The sequence below is a fragment of the Xanthomonas sp. NCPPB 2250 genome (genome assembly GCF_056725265.1).
This window is the reverse complement of the sequence record NZ_CM161520.1, coordinates 1,746,192-1,761,854: the sequence shown is the minus strand read 5'-3', so window position 1 is coordinate 1,761,854 and position 15,663 is coordinate 1,746,192. Positions and strand designations below refer to the sequence as shown.

Sequence of the window (15,663 nt, the reverse complement as noted above, 5' to 3'; positions counted from 1 at the left end):
TCAGTCGGCCAACCCGCGCAGCAAGTCGTTGACGCTGGTCTTGCTGCGGGTCTTGGCGTCGACCTGCTTGACGATCACCGCGCAGTACAGCGAGTGCGAACCGTCCTTGGCGGGCAGCTGTCCGGACACCACCACGCTGTACGGCGGCACGTAGCCGTAGGAGATCTCGCCGGTGGCGCGGTTGTAGATGCGCGTGCTCTGGCCCAGGAACACGCCCATGCCGATCACGCTGTGGTGGCCGACCACCACGCCCTCCACCACTTCCGAGCGCGCACCGATGAAGCAGTGGTCCTCGATGATGGTGGGGCTGGCCTGCAGCGGCTCGAGCACGCCGCCGATGCCGGCGCCGCCGGACAGGTGGCAGTGCTTGCCGATCTGCGCGCAGGAACCGACCGTGGCCCAGGTGTCGACCATGGTGCCCTCGCCCACGTGCGCGCCGATGTTGGTGAAGCTCGGCATCAGCACCACGTCCTTGCCGAAGTAGCTGCCGCGGCGCGCCACCGCGCCTGGCACCACGCGCACCCCGGCCTTGCGGAATTCGGCTTCGTGATAGCCGGCGAAGCGCGCTTCCACCTTGTCCCAGAACGGCGCCGGCTGCGCTTCCACCACGGCCATCTCGTTGACCCGGAAATACAGCAGCACCGCCTTCTTCAGCCACTCGTTGACCTTCCAGCCGCCGTGCCCGTCCGGCTCGGCGACGCGGAACTCGCCGCTCTCCAGGCCATCGATGACGCGATTGACCACCGGCCGGGTCGACCCCTCGATCTCGTCGAGCGTCAGCGTGGCGCGGCGCTCGAAGGCGCTGTCGATGGTGAACTTCAGCTCATCGGCGCTGGGCACGGCCACCGGCTTGGCGCGCAGCGGCTTCGGCGCGGGCTTGGCCGGCTTGCTCGCCACGGTCGGCGCCGCAGGCTTTGCGGCAACCGGCTTGGCCGTCTTCTTGGGGGCCGCCGTCTTGGCAGCGGACTTCTTGGCGGCAGGCTTCTTGGTGGCCATCAGCGGGGGTCTCCAGGCGGGGTATCGGGGTCCAGGCAGGCCTGCAGCGCGGCCTGCAACGCCTGGCGGGCGGCGTCGGGCAACGGCAGGTTGTGCTCGTCGGTGATGTGGAACAGATCCTCGGCGCGCTCGCCGAAGGTGGCGATGCGCGCGTCGTGCACGCGCAGGTGCTGCCGGCGCAGCACCTGGGCCACGTCCGACAGCAGCCCGGGGCGGTCCGGCGCGACCAGGCTGAGCCGGGTCAGGCGGCCGTCGAGGCTTTCGCGGAATTCGATGCGCGGGGCGAAGCGGAAATGCCGCAGCTGGCGCGGCACCACCCGCCGCGCCGGGCGCAGCCGCGCCAGATCGCCGGCCAGCGCCTCGCGCAGTCCGGCCTGCAACTGCGCGATGTCGCCGCTGGCGAAGGCGTCGGCCGGCATCACCTCGAAGGTGTCGAAGATCGCCCCGTGCGGCGCGTCGAGCACGCGCGCGCGATGGATGCCGTAGCCGAGCCGGTCCAGGGTCATCACGATCGCCGCGAACAGGCCGTCGCGGTCCGGCGAGTACACGAACACTTCCAGCGCCGCGTCGTCGGGGGTGACCGGGCGCACCTTGACCAGGGTGCCGCCGAGTTCCACCTCCATCAGCGAGGTCGCCTGCCAGGCCAGTTGCTCGGGACGGAAGCGCAGGAAGCTCTCGTCCGGCATGCCGGCGAACTGGCGGTCGATGATGGCGTCGTCGTGGCCCTGGATGTGCATCAGCGCACGCGTGGCCTCGCGCGCCTCCTGCAGGCGCTCGGCCACCGGCAGCGGATGCTCCAGGCCTTCGCGCAGGGCGCGGCGCGCGGCGAAGTACAGGTCGGCCAGCAGCCGGTCCTTCCACGCGTTCCATAGCTTGGGGCTGGTGCCGGCGATGTCGGCGCAGGTCAGCAGGTACAGATAATCCAGGCGCTCGCGGTCGCCGACCAGGCTGGCGAAGCGATGGATCACCTCAGGATCGGCGATGTCCTGCTTCTGCGCGGTCACCGACATGCGCAGGTGCTGCTCGACCAGCCAGGCGACCAGTTCGGTATCGGCGGCGCTGAGCGCGTGCACGGCGCAGAACGCGCGCGCATCCACCGCACCCAGCTCGGAATGGTCGCCGCCGCGGCCCTTGGCGATGTCGTGGAACAGGCCGGCCAGCAGCAGCAGTTCCGGCTTGCGCAGCCGCGGCCAGACTTCGTGGGCGATGGAGAAACGTTCGTCGGCGCGCGCGTTGGCGAACACCGCCATGTTCTTCAGCACCATCAGCGTGTGCTGGTCGACCGTGTACACGTGGAACAGGTCGAACTGCATGCGCCCGGACACCTGCGCGAACGCCGGGATCCACTGCCCGAGCACGCCCAGCCGCGCCATCCGGGTCAGCGTCTGCACCGCGCGCGGGCCGCGCAACAGCGCCAGGAAGCGCTCGCGCGCGGTCGCGCTGGCGCTGGCGTAGGCCGGCAGATGCGGCAGCGCCTCGGCCAGCGCGCGCGCGGTCAGCGAATGCAGGCCGCGGATCTCGCCGTGCGCGGCCCAGGTGGCGAACAGCGCGAACACCTGCACCGGGTCGGCCTGCGGCCAGCGCTCGTCGTCGGCGGCCAGGTAGCCGCGGCGCAGCGAGAAGCCGCCGTCCAGCGGCTGCGGCTGCGCTTCGCCGTCGAACTGTTCCTCGAAGCGCTGCAGCAGGCGGTCGCTGAGCCGGCGCACGATCGCCGCGCTGCGGTAGAAGCGCTGCATCATCTTTTCGACGCCCAGGCTCTCGACGTCGTCGGAGAAGCCCAGGCGCTGCGCCAGGGTCTTCTGGTAATCGAAGCGCAGGCGCTCTTCCGGTCGGTTGGCGACCAGGTGCAGCCCGTAGCGCAAGCGCGCCAGTTCGCGGCGCTCGCGGCGCAGCGCGGCGGCTTCGTCGCCGCCGACATGGCCGAGCCCGATCAACGGCTCCAGGTCGCGCACGCCGAAGGCGCGCAGCGCCATCCAGCCCAGCGTATGCAGGTCGCGCAGGCCGCCGGGGCCGTCCTTGATGTCCGGTTCCAGGTTGTCGGCGGTATCGCCGAAGCGCTGGTGGCGGGCCTGCAGTTCCTCGCGCTTGGCCATGAAGAATTCGCGCGGCGGCCACACCCGCTGCGGCGCGATGGCCGCCGCCAGCGCCGCCTTGGCGGCGGCGTCGGCCTGCAGCGGGCGCGCCTCGATCAGCGCGGTCAGCACGGTCTGGTCGGCGCAGGCCGCGGTGCACTGCGCGGCCGAGCGCACCGCATGGCTGACCGGCACGCCGGCATCCCACAACAGCGGGAACAGCCGTGCCAGCGCCGGTTCGTCGGCGGGATCGAGGTCGCCGAACACCAGCAGGTCGATGTCCGAGCGCGGGAACAGTTCGCCACGGCCATAGCCGCCGACCGCGAACAGGGCCAGCCCGGCCTCGCGCGGCACGCAGCGGCTCCAGGCGTGGCGGATCAACTGGTCCAGCGCGCGCGCGCGCAGCGCCAGCAGGCGATCGATGTCATCGCCCTGGTCGAAGCGCTTGCTCAGCCGCGCATCGGTCTGCGCCAGCAGTTGCCGGACCGCGGCGGCCCAACCGGCGTCGTCGACGCCGGCATCGGGCATGCCGGCATCGGCACCGGCCGGCAGCAGGCTCACGGTTCGCCGAGGCCGCCCGGCGACAGGGTCAGGACCTCCACCCCATCCTCGGTGACGGCGACCATGTGCTCCCATTGCGCGGAGAGCTTGCGGTCCTTGGTCACCACGGTCCAGCCGTCCGGCAGCACGCGGGTGTAGCGCGTACCCTCGTTGATCATCGGTTCGATGGTGAAGGTCATGCCCGGCTTCAGCACCAGGCCATCGCCCGGCCGGCCGTAGTGCAGCACCTGCGGTTCGTCGTGGTAGACCTTGCCGATGCCGTGGCCGCAGTACTCGCGCACCACGCTGAAGCGCTCGCTCTCGGCGTACTGCTGGATGGCATGGCCGACGTCGCCGAGCGTGGCGCCCGGCTTCACCGCGCGGATGCCGCGCCACATCGCCTCGTAGGTGGCCTCGATCAGGCGCCGCGCCATCACCGACGGCGTGCCCGCGCAGTACATGCGGCTGGTGTCGCCATGCCAGCCGTCCTTGATCACGGTGACGTCGATGTTGACGATGTCGCCGTCCTTCAGGACCTTGCCCTCACTGGGGATGCCGTGGCAGATGACGTTGTTCACCGACGTGCACACGGTCTTCGGAAAGCCGCGATAGCCGACGTTGGCCGGCACCGCCTGCTGCACCTTGACGATATGGTCGTGGCAGATGCGGTCCAGCTCGGCGGTGGTGACGCCGGGCTTCACGTACGGTCCGATCAGGTCCAGTACCTCGGCGGCCAGGCGGCCGGCCACGCGCATCTTCTCGATGTCCTGTGGAGTTTTCAGATTGACGGTCATGGGCGTCATTATCGCTCATCCAGGCGCTGGCTGAACGCGCCGGACGCGTTGCCGGGTTTTTGGCACGCCGGTGCGGTCGCCGCCGCCTTCATCGCACTGAACACGGCGTCCTGTGGTCGTCATCCCATGTGAAAACTGGATAACGATCCATAAAAATGTGAACTGGCGCGCATTTTGCACTAACGGTGACACCGGCGGTTGTCCGCCCTCACCGAAGAACCCTGCCATGTACCTTTTCCATCGCGTTCTCGCCTTCCTCGTGCTGTTCGCCGCCGGGACCGGCCTGGCCTGGGCCCAGTCCGACTCGCGCACCTTCAACGTCAAGATCCAGATCACCAGCGTCTGCGACATCCAGACCGCGCCCACCGATGTCGATTTCGGCAGCATCAATTCCACCCAGACCGCGATCAACAGCACCGGCACCTTGAACGTGCGCTGCACCTCGGGCACCCCGTACAACATCGCGCTCAACGCCGGTTCCGGCTCCGGCGCCACGGTCACCACCCGCACCATGGGCAGCGCCGACGTCAGCAACACCGCACGCGTGCCGTACGCGCTGTACCGCAATGCCGCGCGCACCCAGAACTGGGGCTCCACCATCGGCACCGACACCCAGGCCGGCACCGGCAATGGTGCAGTGCAACCGATCACCGTCTACGGCCAGGTCGCCAGCACCAACTACCCTGCCGGTTCGTACAGCGACGTGGTCACCGCCACCGTCACCTGGTAACCGGAGCCGCCTGCATGCGTTCGCGACTGCATTCCTTCCTGCGCCTGCCGGCGCTTGCCGCGCTGTGGCTGACGGCGGCCGGCGCGGCTGTCGCCGCGAGCCTGCAGGTGGCGCCGACCTCGGTGTCGCTGCGTGCCGAGGAGACCGCGCAGGGCCTGTGGCTGAGCAACAGCGGCGACGTGCCACTGCGCGCGCAGGTGCGCGTGTTCCACTGGCAGCAGCGCGATGGCGAGGATGTGCTCGACCCCAGCGAGCGCATCGCGCTCAGCCCGCCGATGCTGCAACTGGCGCCGCACTCGCGGCAGTTGGTCCGCGTGATCCGCCTGGATCCCGCACCCACCGCCGGCGAGGACGCCTATCGCATCCTGGTCGACGAATTGCCCAGCCAGGATGCCGGCGCCAGCGCCAGCGCCGGGTTGCAGTTCGTGCTGCGCTATTCGGTGCCGGTGTTCCTGCAGCCGACCGTGGCCACCGCGCCGGCACTGCGCGCGCGGCTGGTCCGCGACGGCGCGGGCGCGGCGCTGGAAGTGCGCAATGAAGGCAACGGCCATGCGCAGCTGGTGGACCTGCACTTCGTCGCCGGCGACGGCCGCCGCAGCGCCATCGCCGAGGGCCTGGCCGGCTACGTGCTGCCGGGCCAACGCAAGCGCTGGCCGCTGCCGGCGGCGCTGGCGCAGACCCAGGGAACGTTCGAGGCAAGGATCAATGGCGAGCCGCGCGCGCAGTCGCTGGTCGTGGACGCCGCGGCGCCCTGAACTGCTGCTGGCGCTGTGGGCCGGCAGCGCCGCGCTCGCCGTCGCCCAGCCGCAGCCCCCGCCCCGGCCTGAGGCGACGGCTCCGGCGCAGGAGACCCTGTATCTGGAGGTCACCCTGAACCAGACCCGTCAGCCCGGCCTGTTCCAGTTCCAGCGCGACGGCGAGCAACTGCGTGCCAGCGCCGCCACACTGCGCCAGCTCGGCCTGCGCGTGGACGGCAGTGACGCCAGCGCGGCGATCGCCCTGGGCGACCTGGACGGCGTGCGCTTCCGCTACGACGCCAGCCTGCAACAGGTGACGATCGACGCGCCGGTGGCGCTGCTGGACGTCGCCACCACCCGGATCGACGCGCGCGGCGGCGTGCCGTCGCTGCCGGCGACCAGCTCGCCCGGCGCCCTGCTCGACTACGACCTCTACGCCAGCCGCCAGGGCGGCGCCAGCAATCTCACCGCCAGCGGCGAGCTGCGCGTGTTCGGCCTGGGCCAGGGCCTGCTGCGGCAGTCCTTCGTCGGCCGCCTGTACCGCGACCCGCAGCAGGACTGGCGTGCCCAGGCGATCCGCCTGGACACGCAATGGCAGTGGTCGCTGCCCGAGCGCATGACCAGCGTGGTGCTGGGCGATACCTTCAGCAGCAGCACCAGTTGGAGCCGCACCCTGCGTTTGGGCGGCGTGCGGGTAGGCAGCGACTTCGGCCTGCAGCCGTATCGCGCGATCACCCCGTTGCCGGAATTCCTCGGCGAAGTGGCGGTGCCGTCCAGCGTGGACCTGTACGTCAACGGCATCCGCCAGTACGGCGCACAACTGCCGGCCGGGCCGTTCCAGCTGTCTGCCGCGCCGGGCGTGGACGGCGCCGGCAACGCCCAGGTGGTGATCACCGACGCCTACGGCCGCACCCGCTCGCTGGCGTTTCCGTTCTATGCGACCCAGGATCTGCTGGCCAGCGGCCTGACCGACTGGTCGCTGGCGCTGGGCCGGGTCCGCGAGGACTACGGCGTCGCCGACTTCGCCTATGCCGGCGACACCGTCGGCAGCGCCAGCTGGCGGCGCGGCATCGGCCCGCGCTTCACCGCCGAGGCGCATGCCGAGGCCGGCGCCGGCGTGCGCAACGCCGGCGTCGGCGGCCTGTGGCTGATGCCGCGCGCCGGCGTGTTCGGCGCCTCGCTGGCGCACGGCGGTGCGGCTGGCCAGCAAGGCCTGCAGTACGCGTTGAGCTACCGCTGGAACAACGGCCGTTTCAACCTGGCGATGGACACCCAGCGCGCGCAGGCCGGCTACCGCGACGTGGCCGCGCGCTACGGCGCCGCGCCGCCGCGGATCAGCGAGCGCGCCCTGTTCGGCAGCACCTGGGACGGCGTCGGCAACATCGCCCTGAGCTACGTGCGCCTGGCCTACCCCGACAGCGGCGACCAACGCTACGCCAGCCTGTTCTGGACCCGCGCCCTGCCGCGGCAGTCGTCGTTGAACCTGAGCATCAACCAGAACCTGGACCAGGCCCGCGACCGCAGCGTGTACCTGGGCTGGTCGATCGCGCTGGACGGCCGCCGCCAGGCCGGCGTCGCCGTGCAACGCATCGGCGAACGCACCAGTGCGACGGCCGAGCTCAGCCAGGCGGCGGCCGCCGACGGCGGCAGCGGCTGGCGGCTGCAGGCGCGCGGCGGGCAGGATGGCGGCGGCGGCCTGGCCGAGGCCAGCTGGCGTGGCGACAGCGCCCGCTACGCCGGCGGCATCGCCAGCGCCGGCGGCCAGCGCTACGGCTATGCGGAAGCGTCGGGCGGCGTGGCCTGGATCGGCGGCGGCTGGTTCCCTGGCCGCGATCTCGACCAGGCCTTCGCCCTGGTCTCCACCGGCGGCGTCGCCGACGTGCCGGTGCTGCTGGAAAACCGGCCGATCGGCCGCACCGATGCGCGTGGCTTCCTGCTGGTCACGCCGCTGCTGGCCTGGCAGCACAACCGGCTGTCGATCGATCCGATGCGCCTGCCGCCCGAGTTGCGGCCGGAACAGGTCGACCAGATCGTGGTGCCGCGCGACCGCGCCGGAGTGGTGGTGGCGTTCCCGATCCGCCGCAGCGATGGCGTGCTGGTGCAGTTGCAGGATGCCGACGGCGTGCCGCTGCCGGTCGGCAGCCGGGTGCATGGACCGGGCGTCGACACCGTGGTCGGCTACGATGGCCAGGCCTACGTGGAAGGGCTCGAACCCGGCCGCAACGACCTGGAGGTGGACATGCAAGGAAGCCGCTGCCGGTTGCGGATCGAGCGCCCGACGCAGGCGCCGCCCACCCGGCCGGGTCCGCTGCGCTGCCTGCCGGAGCGCACGCCGTGAGCGCGCGCGCCTGGCGGATATGGCTGCCGGCGCTGCTGCTGGTGGCCGCGGCGCTGCTGCCGCAGCGCGCTGCCGCGACCACCACCTGTACCGCGCAGGCCACGGCGGTGAGCTTCGGCACCCTCTCCGACAGCGCCGCCACCGACGCCACCGCACAGATCCTGGTGACCTGCCAGACCGGCGCGATCAGCGTGCTGGGCACGATCTACGTACGCATGTGCCTGAACATCGGCGAGGGCGCGCAGGGTGCCGGCCTCGGCATCACCCCGCGGCGCATGCTCAACCCGCTCAACGACAGCCTCGGCTTCCAGCTCTACCGCGACAGCGCGCGCAGCCTGATCTGGGGCAGCGCGCTGAGCGGTTCCACCCCGCTGCAGGTGGATCTGACCTACTCGTCGCTGGCGACCGGCGGCACCGGCACCGCCACCTACACCATCTATGCGCGCGTCCCGCTGCAGAGCGGCATCGCCACCGGGCTGTACCAGAACAGCTTCAGCGGCGTGTACACCAACCTGCAGTACCGCTACGACGAGCCGTTGATCGGCAACCCCGCGGTGATTCCCGCCTCCTGCACCACCGGCGGCAAGGGCGGCGGCACCTCGGTGCAGTTCCCGTTCGTGGCCAGCGCCACCGCCGCACCGACCTGCACCATCGCCAGCATCGCCGACCTGGACTTCGGCACCCGGTCCGGCCTGATCGACAACCCGCTGAACTACACCACCGTGCTCAGCATGAACTGCCGCTACCGCACCGCCTGGCAGGTGAGCCTGGACAATGGCCAGAACGCCAGCGGCAACGTGCGCCGCATGCGCAGCGCCAGCGGCCAGTACCTGACCTATGAGCTGTACCGCGACGCCGCGCGCACCCAACGCTGGGGCAGCACCCTGAATACCGATACCCAGACCGGCACCGGGACCGGCAGCGCACAGGCGCTGACCCTGTACGGACAGGTCCCGGCCCGGCAGACACCCGCCCCGGGCAGCTACAGCGACGTGGTCAAGGTCACCGTCACCTACTGAGGCCTGAACGGCGCCAGCGTGCCGGTCAAGTTGTCGTGGCGAGGGCCGCTATTGGCTGTGTCCTCCCCGGAGTCCCGCTTGATGACTGCGCCGTTCCTGCGACCGCTGCTGCTGGCGAGCCTGTGCGTGGCCGGCGTCGACGCGGCGGCGCAACCCGCCGTCGGCACCGGCGGCGCGATGTTGCGGATCGGTATCCGCATCGAACGCAGTTGCGAGGTCGGCGCCCCGGCGCGTCCGCAGCCCGGAGCAGTGCCGATGGTCGCCTGCAACCGCCCGCTGGCCTACCAGGTCAGCATCGACGGCACACCCGCGCCCGGCGCCGGCATGGCGTTGGCCTTGAGCCTGCCCGCCGCCGGCATCACGCCGCGCACGTCGGCGGGCTACGCCACGGTCGCGTTCTGATGGGCCGCGCCCGCGGCTCGCGCGCGCGCCTGCTGCCGGTGCTGCTGCTGGCGCTGGCCGGCAGTGCCGGCGCGGCCGGGGTGCGGATCAGCCCGACCTTGGTGCAACTGGCACCCGGCGAGACCAGCACCGACATCTGGCTGAGCAATACCCAGGACCGCCGCTGGCAGGCGCAGGTCACGGTGTACCGCTGGCAGCAGACCGACGGGATGGACGACCTGGAGAGCACCGACGAGGTCCGCGCCAGCCCGCAATCGATCGACATCCCCGCGCAGGGGCGGCAACTGCTGCGGCTGGTGCGTACCGGCCCTGCGAGCGCCAACGAAGGCGCCTACCGCCTGGTGCTGGAGGAACGCACCGCCCCACCCGACGCTGGCGCGCCCGCCACGCAGGCCACTCCGTTGCTGCTGCGCTATTCCACGCCGGTGTTCCTGAGCCCCGCGGACCCGGCAGCCGCACCGCGCCTCAGCGCCCACCTGATCGCCGGCGCGCGCGGGCCGGAACTGGTGGTGCACAACCGCGGCGGCGCCCACGCCCGGCTCAGCGACCTGAGCTTCGTCGGCGCCGACGGCCGCACCCAGACCCTGTTCCCCAGCCTCGCCGGCTACATCCTGGCCGGCGACTACAAGCGCTGGCCGCTGCCGGCCGCCGCGGCCGCGCTCGGCGGCCGCTTCGCGGCACGGCTCGACGACCAGGCGCCACTGCAGCCGCTGCCGGCCGAGTGAACCGCCCGGCGCATTGCGCCACCGCCCTCCGCCAGGTATAGTGCGCGGCTTCGTCGTGCCTGTCATGGGCCGATGGACCGTCCACGCCGGACGCACCGGCGAATTCACACCTGCTGCCATCGCCCGTGCCGGGGTGCTCCGCAAGGAGTTCGGCCACGGAGACAGCAGGGAGGCCCAACCCCGGAATCGTCGTGCGGACCCGCTAGTCCGCCGTCATGCGCGCGCTTCACTCATTCCTGCCCGCGCACGGCCGGTTCCCCATCAGGAGTCACTGCAATGCCCCAGGTCACCATGCGTCAGATGCTGGAAGCCGGCGTCCACTTCGGCCACCAGACCCGCTACTGGAACCCCAAGATGGCGCCGTACATCTTCGGCGCGCGCGGCAAGATCCACATCATCAACCTCGAGAAGACGGTTCCGCTGTTCAACGACGCGATGAACTTCATCTCCAGCGTCGCGCAGAAGCGCGGCACCATCCTGTTCCTGGGCACCAAGCGCAGCGCGCGCGACGCGGTGAAGGAAGAAGCCGAGCGTTGCGGCCAGCCGTTCATGACCCAGCGCTGGCTGGGCGGCACGCTGACCAACTTCCGCACCGTCAAGCAGTCGGTGGCGCGCCTGAAGGAACTGGAAGCGGCCGAGACCGACGGCACCTTCGACAAGCTGGTCAAGCACGAAGTGCTGACCCTGCGCCGCGAGCGCGACAAGCTGGAAGCCTCGCTGGGCGGCATCAAGGAAATGAACCGCCTGCCCGACGCCCTGTTCGTCATCGACATCGGCCATGAAGACATCGCCATCAAGGAAGCCAAGAAGCTCGGCATCCCGGTGATCGCGGTGGTCGACACCAACTACAACCCGGACCTGGTCGACTACGCCATCCCGGGCAACGACGACGCCATCCGCGCCGTGCAGCTGTACGCCCGTGCCGCCGCCGACGCCGTGCTGGAAGGCAAGGCCGCTGCGCCGAACGCCGCCAGCGTGCGCGAGGAAGAGTTCACCGAGGGCGGCGACGACAAGGGCCGCGGCCCGCGCAAGAACGGCAAGAAGGCCGAAGAGACCGCTCCCGCCGCCGAGTAACCGGCGCGCCATGCGGCTGCGCGATCATGCGCAGCCGCCGCCCGGCGCGTTCGGCGCGCCCGGCTTCGCGAGCGCCGCCTGCGGCGCCCGCTTCCCAGATCTACCGGCCGGCCGCAAGCCGGCCTTTTCCCACCTTTCGTGAGGACATCCCGTGGAAATCACTGCTTCCCTGGTCAAGGAACTGCGCGAGCGCACCGGCGCCGGCATGATGGAGTGCAAGAAGGCACTCACCGAGAACGCCGGCAACATCGACAACGCCGCCGAGTGGCTGCGCAAGTCGGGCCTGGCCAAGGCCGACAAGAAGGCCGACCGCGTCGCCGCCGAAGGCCGCATCGCGATGGCCCAGGACGGCGGCAAGGCGGTCCTGGTCGAAATCAACTCCGAGACCGACTTCGTCGCCAAGGACAACAACTTCCTGGCCTTCACCGACGCCGTCGTCCAGGCCGCCCTGGCCTCCGGCGCCGCCGACGTCGAAGCGCTGAAGAGCGCCAAGCTGCCCGGCGGCGAGACCGTCGAGGAAGCCCGCGCCGCGGTCATCGCCAAGGTCGGCGAGAACGTGCAGGTGCGCCGCCTGGTGCGCATCGACAGCGCCAACAACGTCGCCGCCTACGTGCACGGCGGCCGCATCGGCGTGCTGGTCGAGGTCAAGGGCGGCGACGCCGACCTGGCCCGCGGCATCGCCATGCACATCGCGGCGATGAACCCGCCGCACGTCAAGGCCTCCGACGTCCCGGCCGAGTTCGTGGCCAAGGAAAAGGAAATCGAGCTGGCCAAGATGTCGGAGAAGGACAAGGCCAAGCCGGCCGACATCCTGGAGAAGATCATCAGCGGCAAGATCGCCAAGATCGTCAACGAGGTCACCCTGTACGGCCAGCCCTACGTGCTGAACACCGACCAGACCGTGGAGCAGGCGGTGAAGGCCGCCGGCGCCGACGTGGTCGGCTTCCAGCGCCTGGCGGTGGGCGAAGGCATCGAGAAGGTGGTGGAAGACTACGCCGCCGAAGTGATGAAGCAGGCCGGCCTGGCCTGATCCCGCTCCCGGGAAGAAAAGAGCCGCGCTTGTCGCGGCTTTTTTTTTACGGGTGTACGCTGCGCAGGCCGGGACAGGCCGCTCCCCCACCTCTCATTCCATGCCGTATCGGAAGTGCATGCATCCTGAACTCGAAGCGATCCTGAGTCACTCCCGCGACCTGCCCTCGCCCCCCGGCGTTGCCTTGCGCATCATCGAACTGGCGCAGGATGCGGACGTGGACCTGGCCGCGACCGCCGATGCGATCGCCATGGACATGGCATTGAGCGCGCGCATGCTGCGCATCGCCAATTCGCCGCTGTACGCCAGCCGGCGCCGCGTCGACAACCTCGGCCAAGCGCTGACCATGCTCGGCCTCAACGCCGCGCTGAGCCTGGCCCTGGGCTTCTCGATGGTGCAGAGCCTGCGCGGCGGCAGCGGCGAGCCGCAGGAACGGCTGTGGCGACGCAGCGTGCTGGCGGCACTGGCCAGCCGCCTGCTCGGCCAGGCCGCCGGGCTGCGCAAGCACGAGGAACTGATGCTGGCCGGGCTGCTGCAGGACATGGGCGCACTGGCCCTGCTGCACGTGTGCCACGACCAGTACGCCGCCCTGCTGCACGAGGCGGCTGGCGATCCGCAACGGCTGAGCGCGCTGGAGCGCGAGCACCTGGGCGCCGACCGCGCCGAGGTCGGCGCCTGGCTGGCGCAGAAATGGAAGCTGCCCGCGTACCTGCAGCGCAGTATCGGCGGCGGCGGCACTGCCGGCGCCGCGACCGAACCCTTCGACACCTGCGTGCGCCTGTCCGGCGCCGTCGCCGACATCTGGCTCAGCGACGATCCCGAAGCCGCGCGCACCCACGCCATGCAGTGCGCCTATCGCGACCTGCAACTGGACAGCCGCCGCTTCGACGAGGTGGTGGGCCACATCGCCGAGGCGCTGCCGGCGGTCAGCCCGATCTTCGACGTGCGCATCGCGCAGCCGGAACGGGTCGACGCGATCATCAGCCATGCCCGCGAGCTGATGGTGCTGCGCAACCTGCGCGAAGTGCAGGAAGCCAACCGCGTGCGCCAGCGCGCCGACGAGTACGAGCAGCATGCGCGGCGCCTGGCCGAACAGGCCAGCCGCGACGCCCTCACCGGCGTGTTCAACCGGCATCAGCTGGACACCCTGCTCAAGCAGCAGTTCGAACTGGCCAATCGCCACGACTGGCCGCTGTCGGTGGCCTTCATCGATCTGGACGATTTCAAGAAGATCAACGACGCCCACGGCCATCTGGTCGGCGACCAGGTCTTGCGCGCGTTCGCGCAGACCCTGCAGCCGCTGCTGCGCAGCAGCGACACCGTGGCGCGCTTCGGCGGCGAGGAATTCCTGGTGCTGCTGCCCAACACCGGCGAGGAAGCCGCGCTCGGGGTGATGCGGCGCATCCTCGCCGAGATCGCGCAGCGGCCGATGGCCGAGACCAAGCAGGGACCGCTGCGCATCAGCTTCTCCGCGGGCGTGGCCACCCAGGGCGGCCGCGAGCGCTTCAACAGTGCGCAGGAACTGCTGCAGGCGGCCGACGACATGCTGTACAGCGCCAAGCACGGCGGCCGCAACCGCGTCACCGCGCGTTCGTGCGGCGAGGCGCAACGCTGAAGCATCGCCGGCGGCACAGACGCGCTGGCGCGCATCGGCTAAAATCGTGTGGTTTGCCCGTCATCCCCCAACGAGGTCGCCATGTCCCAGCTCGCCTATCGCCGTATCCTGTTGAAACTGTCCGGCGAAGCGCTGATGGGAGACGGGGACTACGGCATCGACCCCAAGATCATCAATCGCCTCGCCCATGAGGTGATCGAGGCGCAGCAGGCCGGCGCGGAAGTGGCGCTGGTGATCGGCGGCGGCAACATCTTCCGCGGCGCCGGCCTGGCCGCCGGCGGCATGGACCGGGTCACCGGCGACCACATGGGCATGCTCGCCACCGTCATCAACGCACTGGCGATGCAGGACGCGCTGGAGAAGCTCGGCGCCAAGGTGCGGGTGATGAGCGCGATCAAGATCAACGACGTGTGCGAGGACTTCATCCGCCGCCGCGCGATCCGCCATCTGGAAAAGGGCCGCATCGCGATCTTCGCCGCCGGCACCGGCAACCCGTTCTTCACCACCGATTCCGGCGCCGCGCTGCGCGCGATCGAGATCGGCGCCGACCTGCTGTTGAAGGCGACCAAGGTCGACGGCGTGTACGACAAGGACCCGAAGAAGCACGCCGACGCGGTGCGCTTCGACAGCCTGACCTATGACGAAGTCATCGCCCGCAATCTGGAAGTGATGGACACCGCCGCCTTCGCCCTGGCCCGCGACAGCGACCTGCCGCTGCGCATCTTCAACATGGGCCAGCCCGGCGAACTGCTGAAGATCCTGCGCGGCGCCGAGATCGGCACGTTGGTGAAGGGAAGGGGCTGACGCCCCGACCCGGGATTGGGGATTCGGGATTGGGGATTCGCGAAGGCGTTGCGCGCTGCAGCATTGCGGGCGCAGGCGCGTTATCGCATCTCATTGCGCCTGAAGCGCCGCTTTTGCGAATCCCAAATCCCGAATCCCCAATCCCGGCCCCACGCCTTTCCCGGCTATAATCGTCCGATTCAGATTCAGTACGGACACCGGCGATGCTCAACGAAATCAAGCAAGACGCACAGACCCGCATGGCCAAGAGCATCGACGCGCTGCGTCATACGCTCGTCAAGGTGCGCACCGGCCGCGCGTCGACCGCCTTGGTCGAGCACCTGAAGGTCAACTACTACGGCTCGGACATGCCGCTGAGCCAGGTCGCCAGCGTCGCCGTCGCCGACGCCCGCTCGCTGACCATCACCCCGTGGGAAAAGCAGATGGTCGGCGCGGTCGAGAAGGCGATCCTGGCCTCGGACCTGGGCCTGACCCCGAACACCGCCGGCACCACCATCCGCCTCAATCTGCCCGCGCTCACCGAGGAGCGCCGCCGCGAGCTGTCCAAGGTCGTGCACGGCGAAGGCGAGGACACCAAGGTGGCGATCCGCAACATCCGCCGCGACGCCAACCAGCAGGTCAAGGATCTGCTGAAGGACAAGAAGGTCACCGAAGACGAGGCCCGCGCCAGCGAGGACGACATCCAGAAGCTGACCGACAAGGCGATCAAGGACGTGGACGACGTGGTCAAGGGCAAGGAACAGGAACTGATGGCGGTCTGAGCCTGCGCCTGCCGGCCATGCCTTCC

At 70.3% G+C, this 15,663-nt stretch carries 14 protein-coding genes; 11 read left to right on the top strand and 3 right to left on the bottom strand.

From position 1 onward, the window contains the following. Genes dapD through map form a run of 3 tightly spaced genes read right to left on the bottom strand, consistent with a single transcriptional unit; the run spans position 1 to position 4,402 of the window. Positions 1-996, bottom strand: coding sequence for a 2,3,4,5-tetrahydropyridine-2,6-dicarboxylate N-succinyltransferase (dapD, locus tag AC1PMG_RS07295; protein ID WP_152238599.1), 996 nt, complete (start codon positions 994-996; stop codon positions 1-3). After that, positions 996-3,596, bottom strand: coding sequence for a [protein-PII] uridylyltransferase (locus AC1PMG_RS07290; RefSeq protein WP_481111633.1), 2,601 nt, complete (start codon positions 3,594-3,596; stop codon positions 996-998). Before AC1PMG_RS07290 ends, dapD begins: the two co-directional genes overlap by 1 nt. A gap of 29 nt (positions 3,597-3,625) precedes the next feature. Further along, the gene (gene map / locus AC1PMG_RS07285; protein ID WP_267083159.1) at positions 3,626-4,402 is read right to left on the bottom strand and encodes a type I methionyl aminopeptidase; all 777 of its coding nucleotides are present in this window, start codon (positions 4,400-4,402) and stop codon (positions 3,626-3,628) included. Positions 4,403-4,628: 226 nt separating this feature from the next. Between map and AC1PMG_RS07280 the strand changes: the two genes are divergently transcribed. The 11 genes from AC1PMG_RS07280 (at position 4,629) to frr (ending at position 15,637) form a co-directional block, all read left to right on the top strand. Continuing rightward, positions 4,629-5,132 (top strand): Csu type fimbrial protein, encoded by a 504-nt coding sequence (locus tag AC1PMG_RS07280; protein ID WP_481111142.1) that lies wholly within the window; start codon positions 4,629-4,631, stop codon positions 5,130-5,132. A 14-nt stretch (positions 5,133-5,146) separates the two neighbouring features. Beyond that, entirely contained in the window at positions 5,147-5,887 is a 741-nt protein-coding gene (locus tag AC1PMG_RS07275) for a fimbrial biogenesis chaperone (protein ID WP_481111141.1), read from the top strand. After that, positions 5,838-8,207, top strand: a complete 2,370-nt coding sequence (locus AC1PMG_RS07270) for a fimbria/pilus outer membrane usher protein (protein WP_481111140.1) — start codon at positions 5,838-5,840, stop codon at positions 8,205-8,207. The genes AC1PMG_RS07275 and AC1PMG_RS07270 overlap by 50 nt, the downstream gene beginning before the upstream one ends. Continuing rightward, positions 8,204-9,226 (top strand): Csu type fimbrial protein, encoded by a 1,023-nt coding sequence (locus AC1PMG_RS07265; protein WP_481111139.1) that lies wholly within the window; start codon positions 8,204-8,206, stop codon positions 9,224-9,226. Before AC1PMG_RS07270 ends, AC1PMG_RS07265 begins: the two co-directional genes overlap by 4 nt. An 81-nt stretch (positions 9,227-9,307) precedes the next feature. Further along, the gene (locus AC1PMG_RS07260) at positions 9,308-9,628 is read left to right on the top strand and encodes a hypothetical protein (RefSeq protein WP_481111138.1); all 321 of its coding nucleotides are present in this window, start codon (positions 9,308-9,310) and stop codon (positions 9,626-9,628) included. After that, a complete protein-coding gene (locus AC1PMG_RS07255; protein WP_481111137.1) occupies positions 9,628-10,353 on the top strand; it encodes a fimbrial biogenesis chaperone in 726 nt (241 codons plus the stop codon). The genes AC1PMG_RS07260 and AC1PMG_RS07255 overlap by 1 nt, the downstream gene beginning before the upstream one ends. A 276-nt stretch (positions 10,354-10,629) precedes the next feature. Beyond that, on the top strand, positions 10,630-11,427 hold the full coding sequence (rpsB, locus tag AC1PMG_RS07250) for a 30S ribosomal protein S2 (protein ID WP_295953284.1): 798 nt from the start codon (positions 10,630-10,632) through the stop codon (positions 11,425-11,427). A 151-nt stretch (positions 11,428-11,578) separates the two neighbouring features. After that, entirely contained in the window at positions 11,579-12,457 is an 879-nt protein-coding gene (gene tsf / locus AC1PMG_RS07245) for a translation elongation factor Ts (RefSeq protein ID WP_267102341.1), read from the top strand. A gap of 118 nt (positions 12,458-12,575) precedes the next feature. Then, a complete protein-coding gene (locus AC1PMG_RS07240; RefSeq protein WP_481111136.1) occupies positions 12,576-14,072 on the top strand; it encodes an HDOD domain-containing protein in 1,497 nt (498 codons plus the stop codon). A gap of 81 nt (positions 14,073-14,153) precedes the next feature. Then, a complete protein-coding gene (pyrH, locus tag AC1PMG_RS07235; protein WP_160970848.1) occupies positions 14,154-14,876 on the top strand; it encodes a UMP kinase in 723 nt (240 codons plus the stop codon). A 203-nt stretch (positions 14,877-15,079) separates the two neighbouring features. After that, positions 15,080-15,637 carry a ribosome recycling factor gene (gene frr, locus AC1PMG_RS07230; RefSeq protein ID WP_048491231.1) on the top strand — a complete coding sequence of 186 codons (558 nt, stop codon included), beginning with the start codon at positions 15,080-15,082 and terminating at the stop codon, positions 15,635-15,637. The last annotated feature ends 26 nt before the right edge of the window (positions 15,638-15,663 follow it).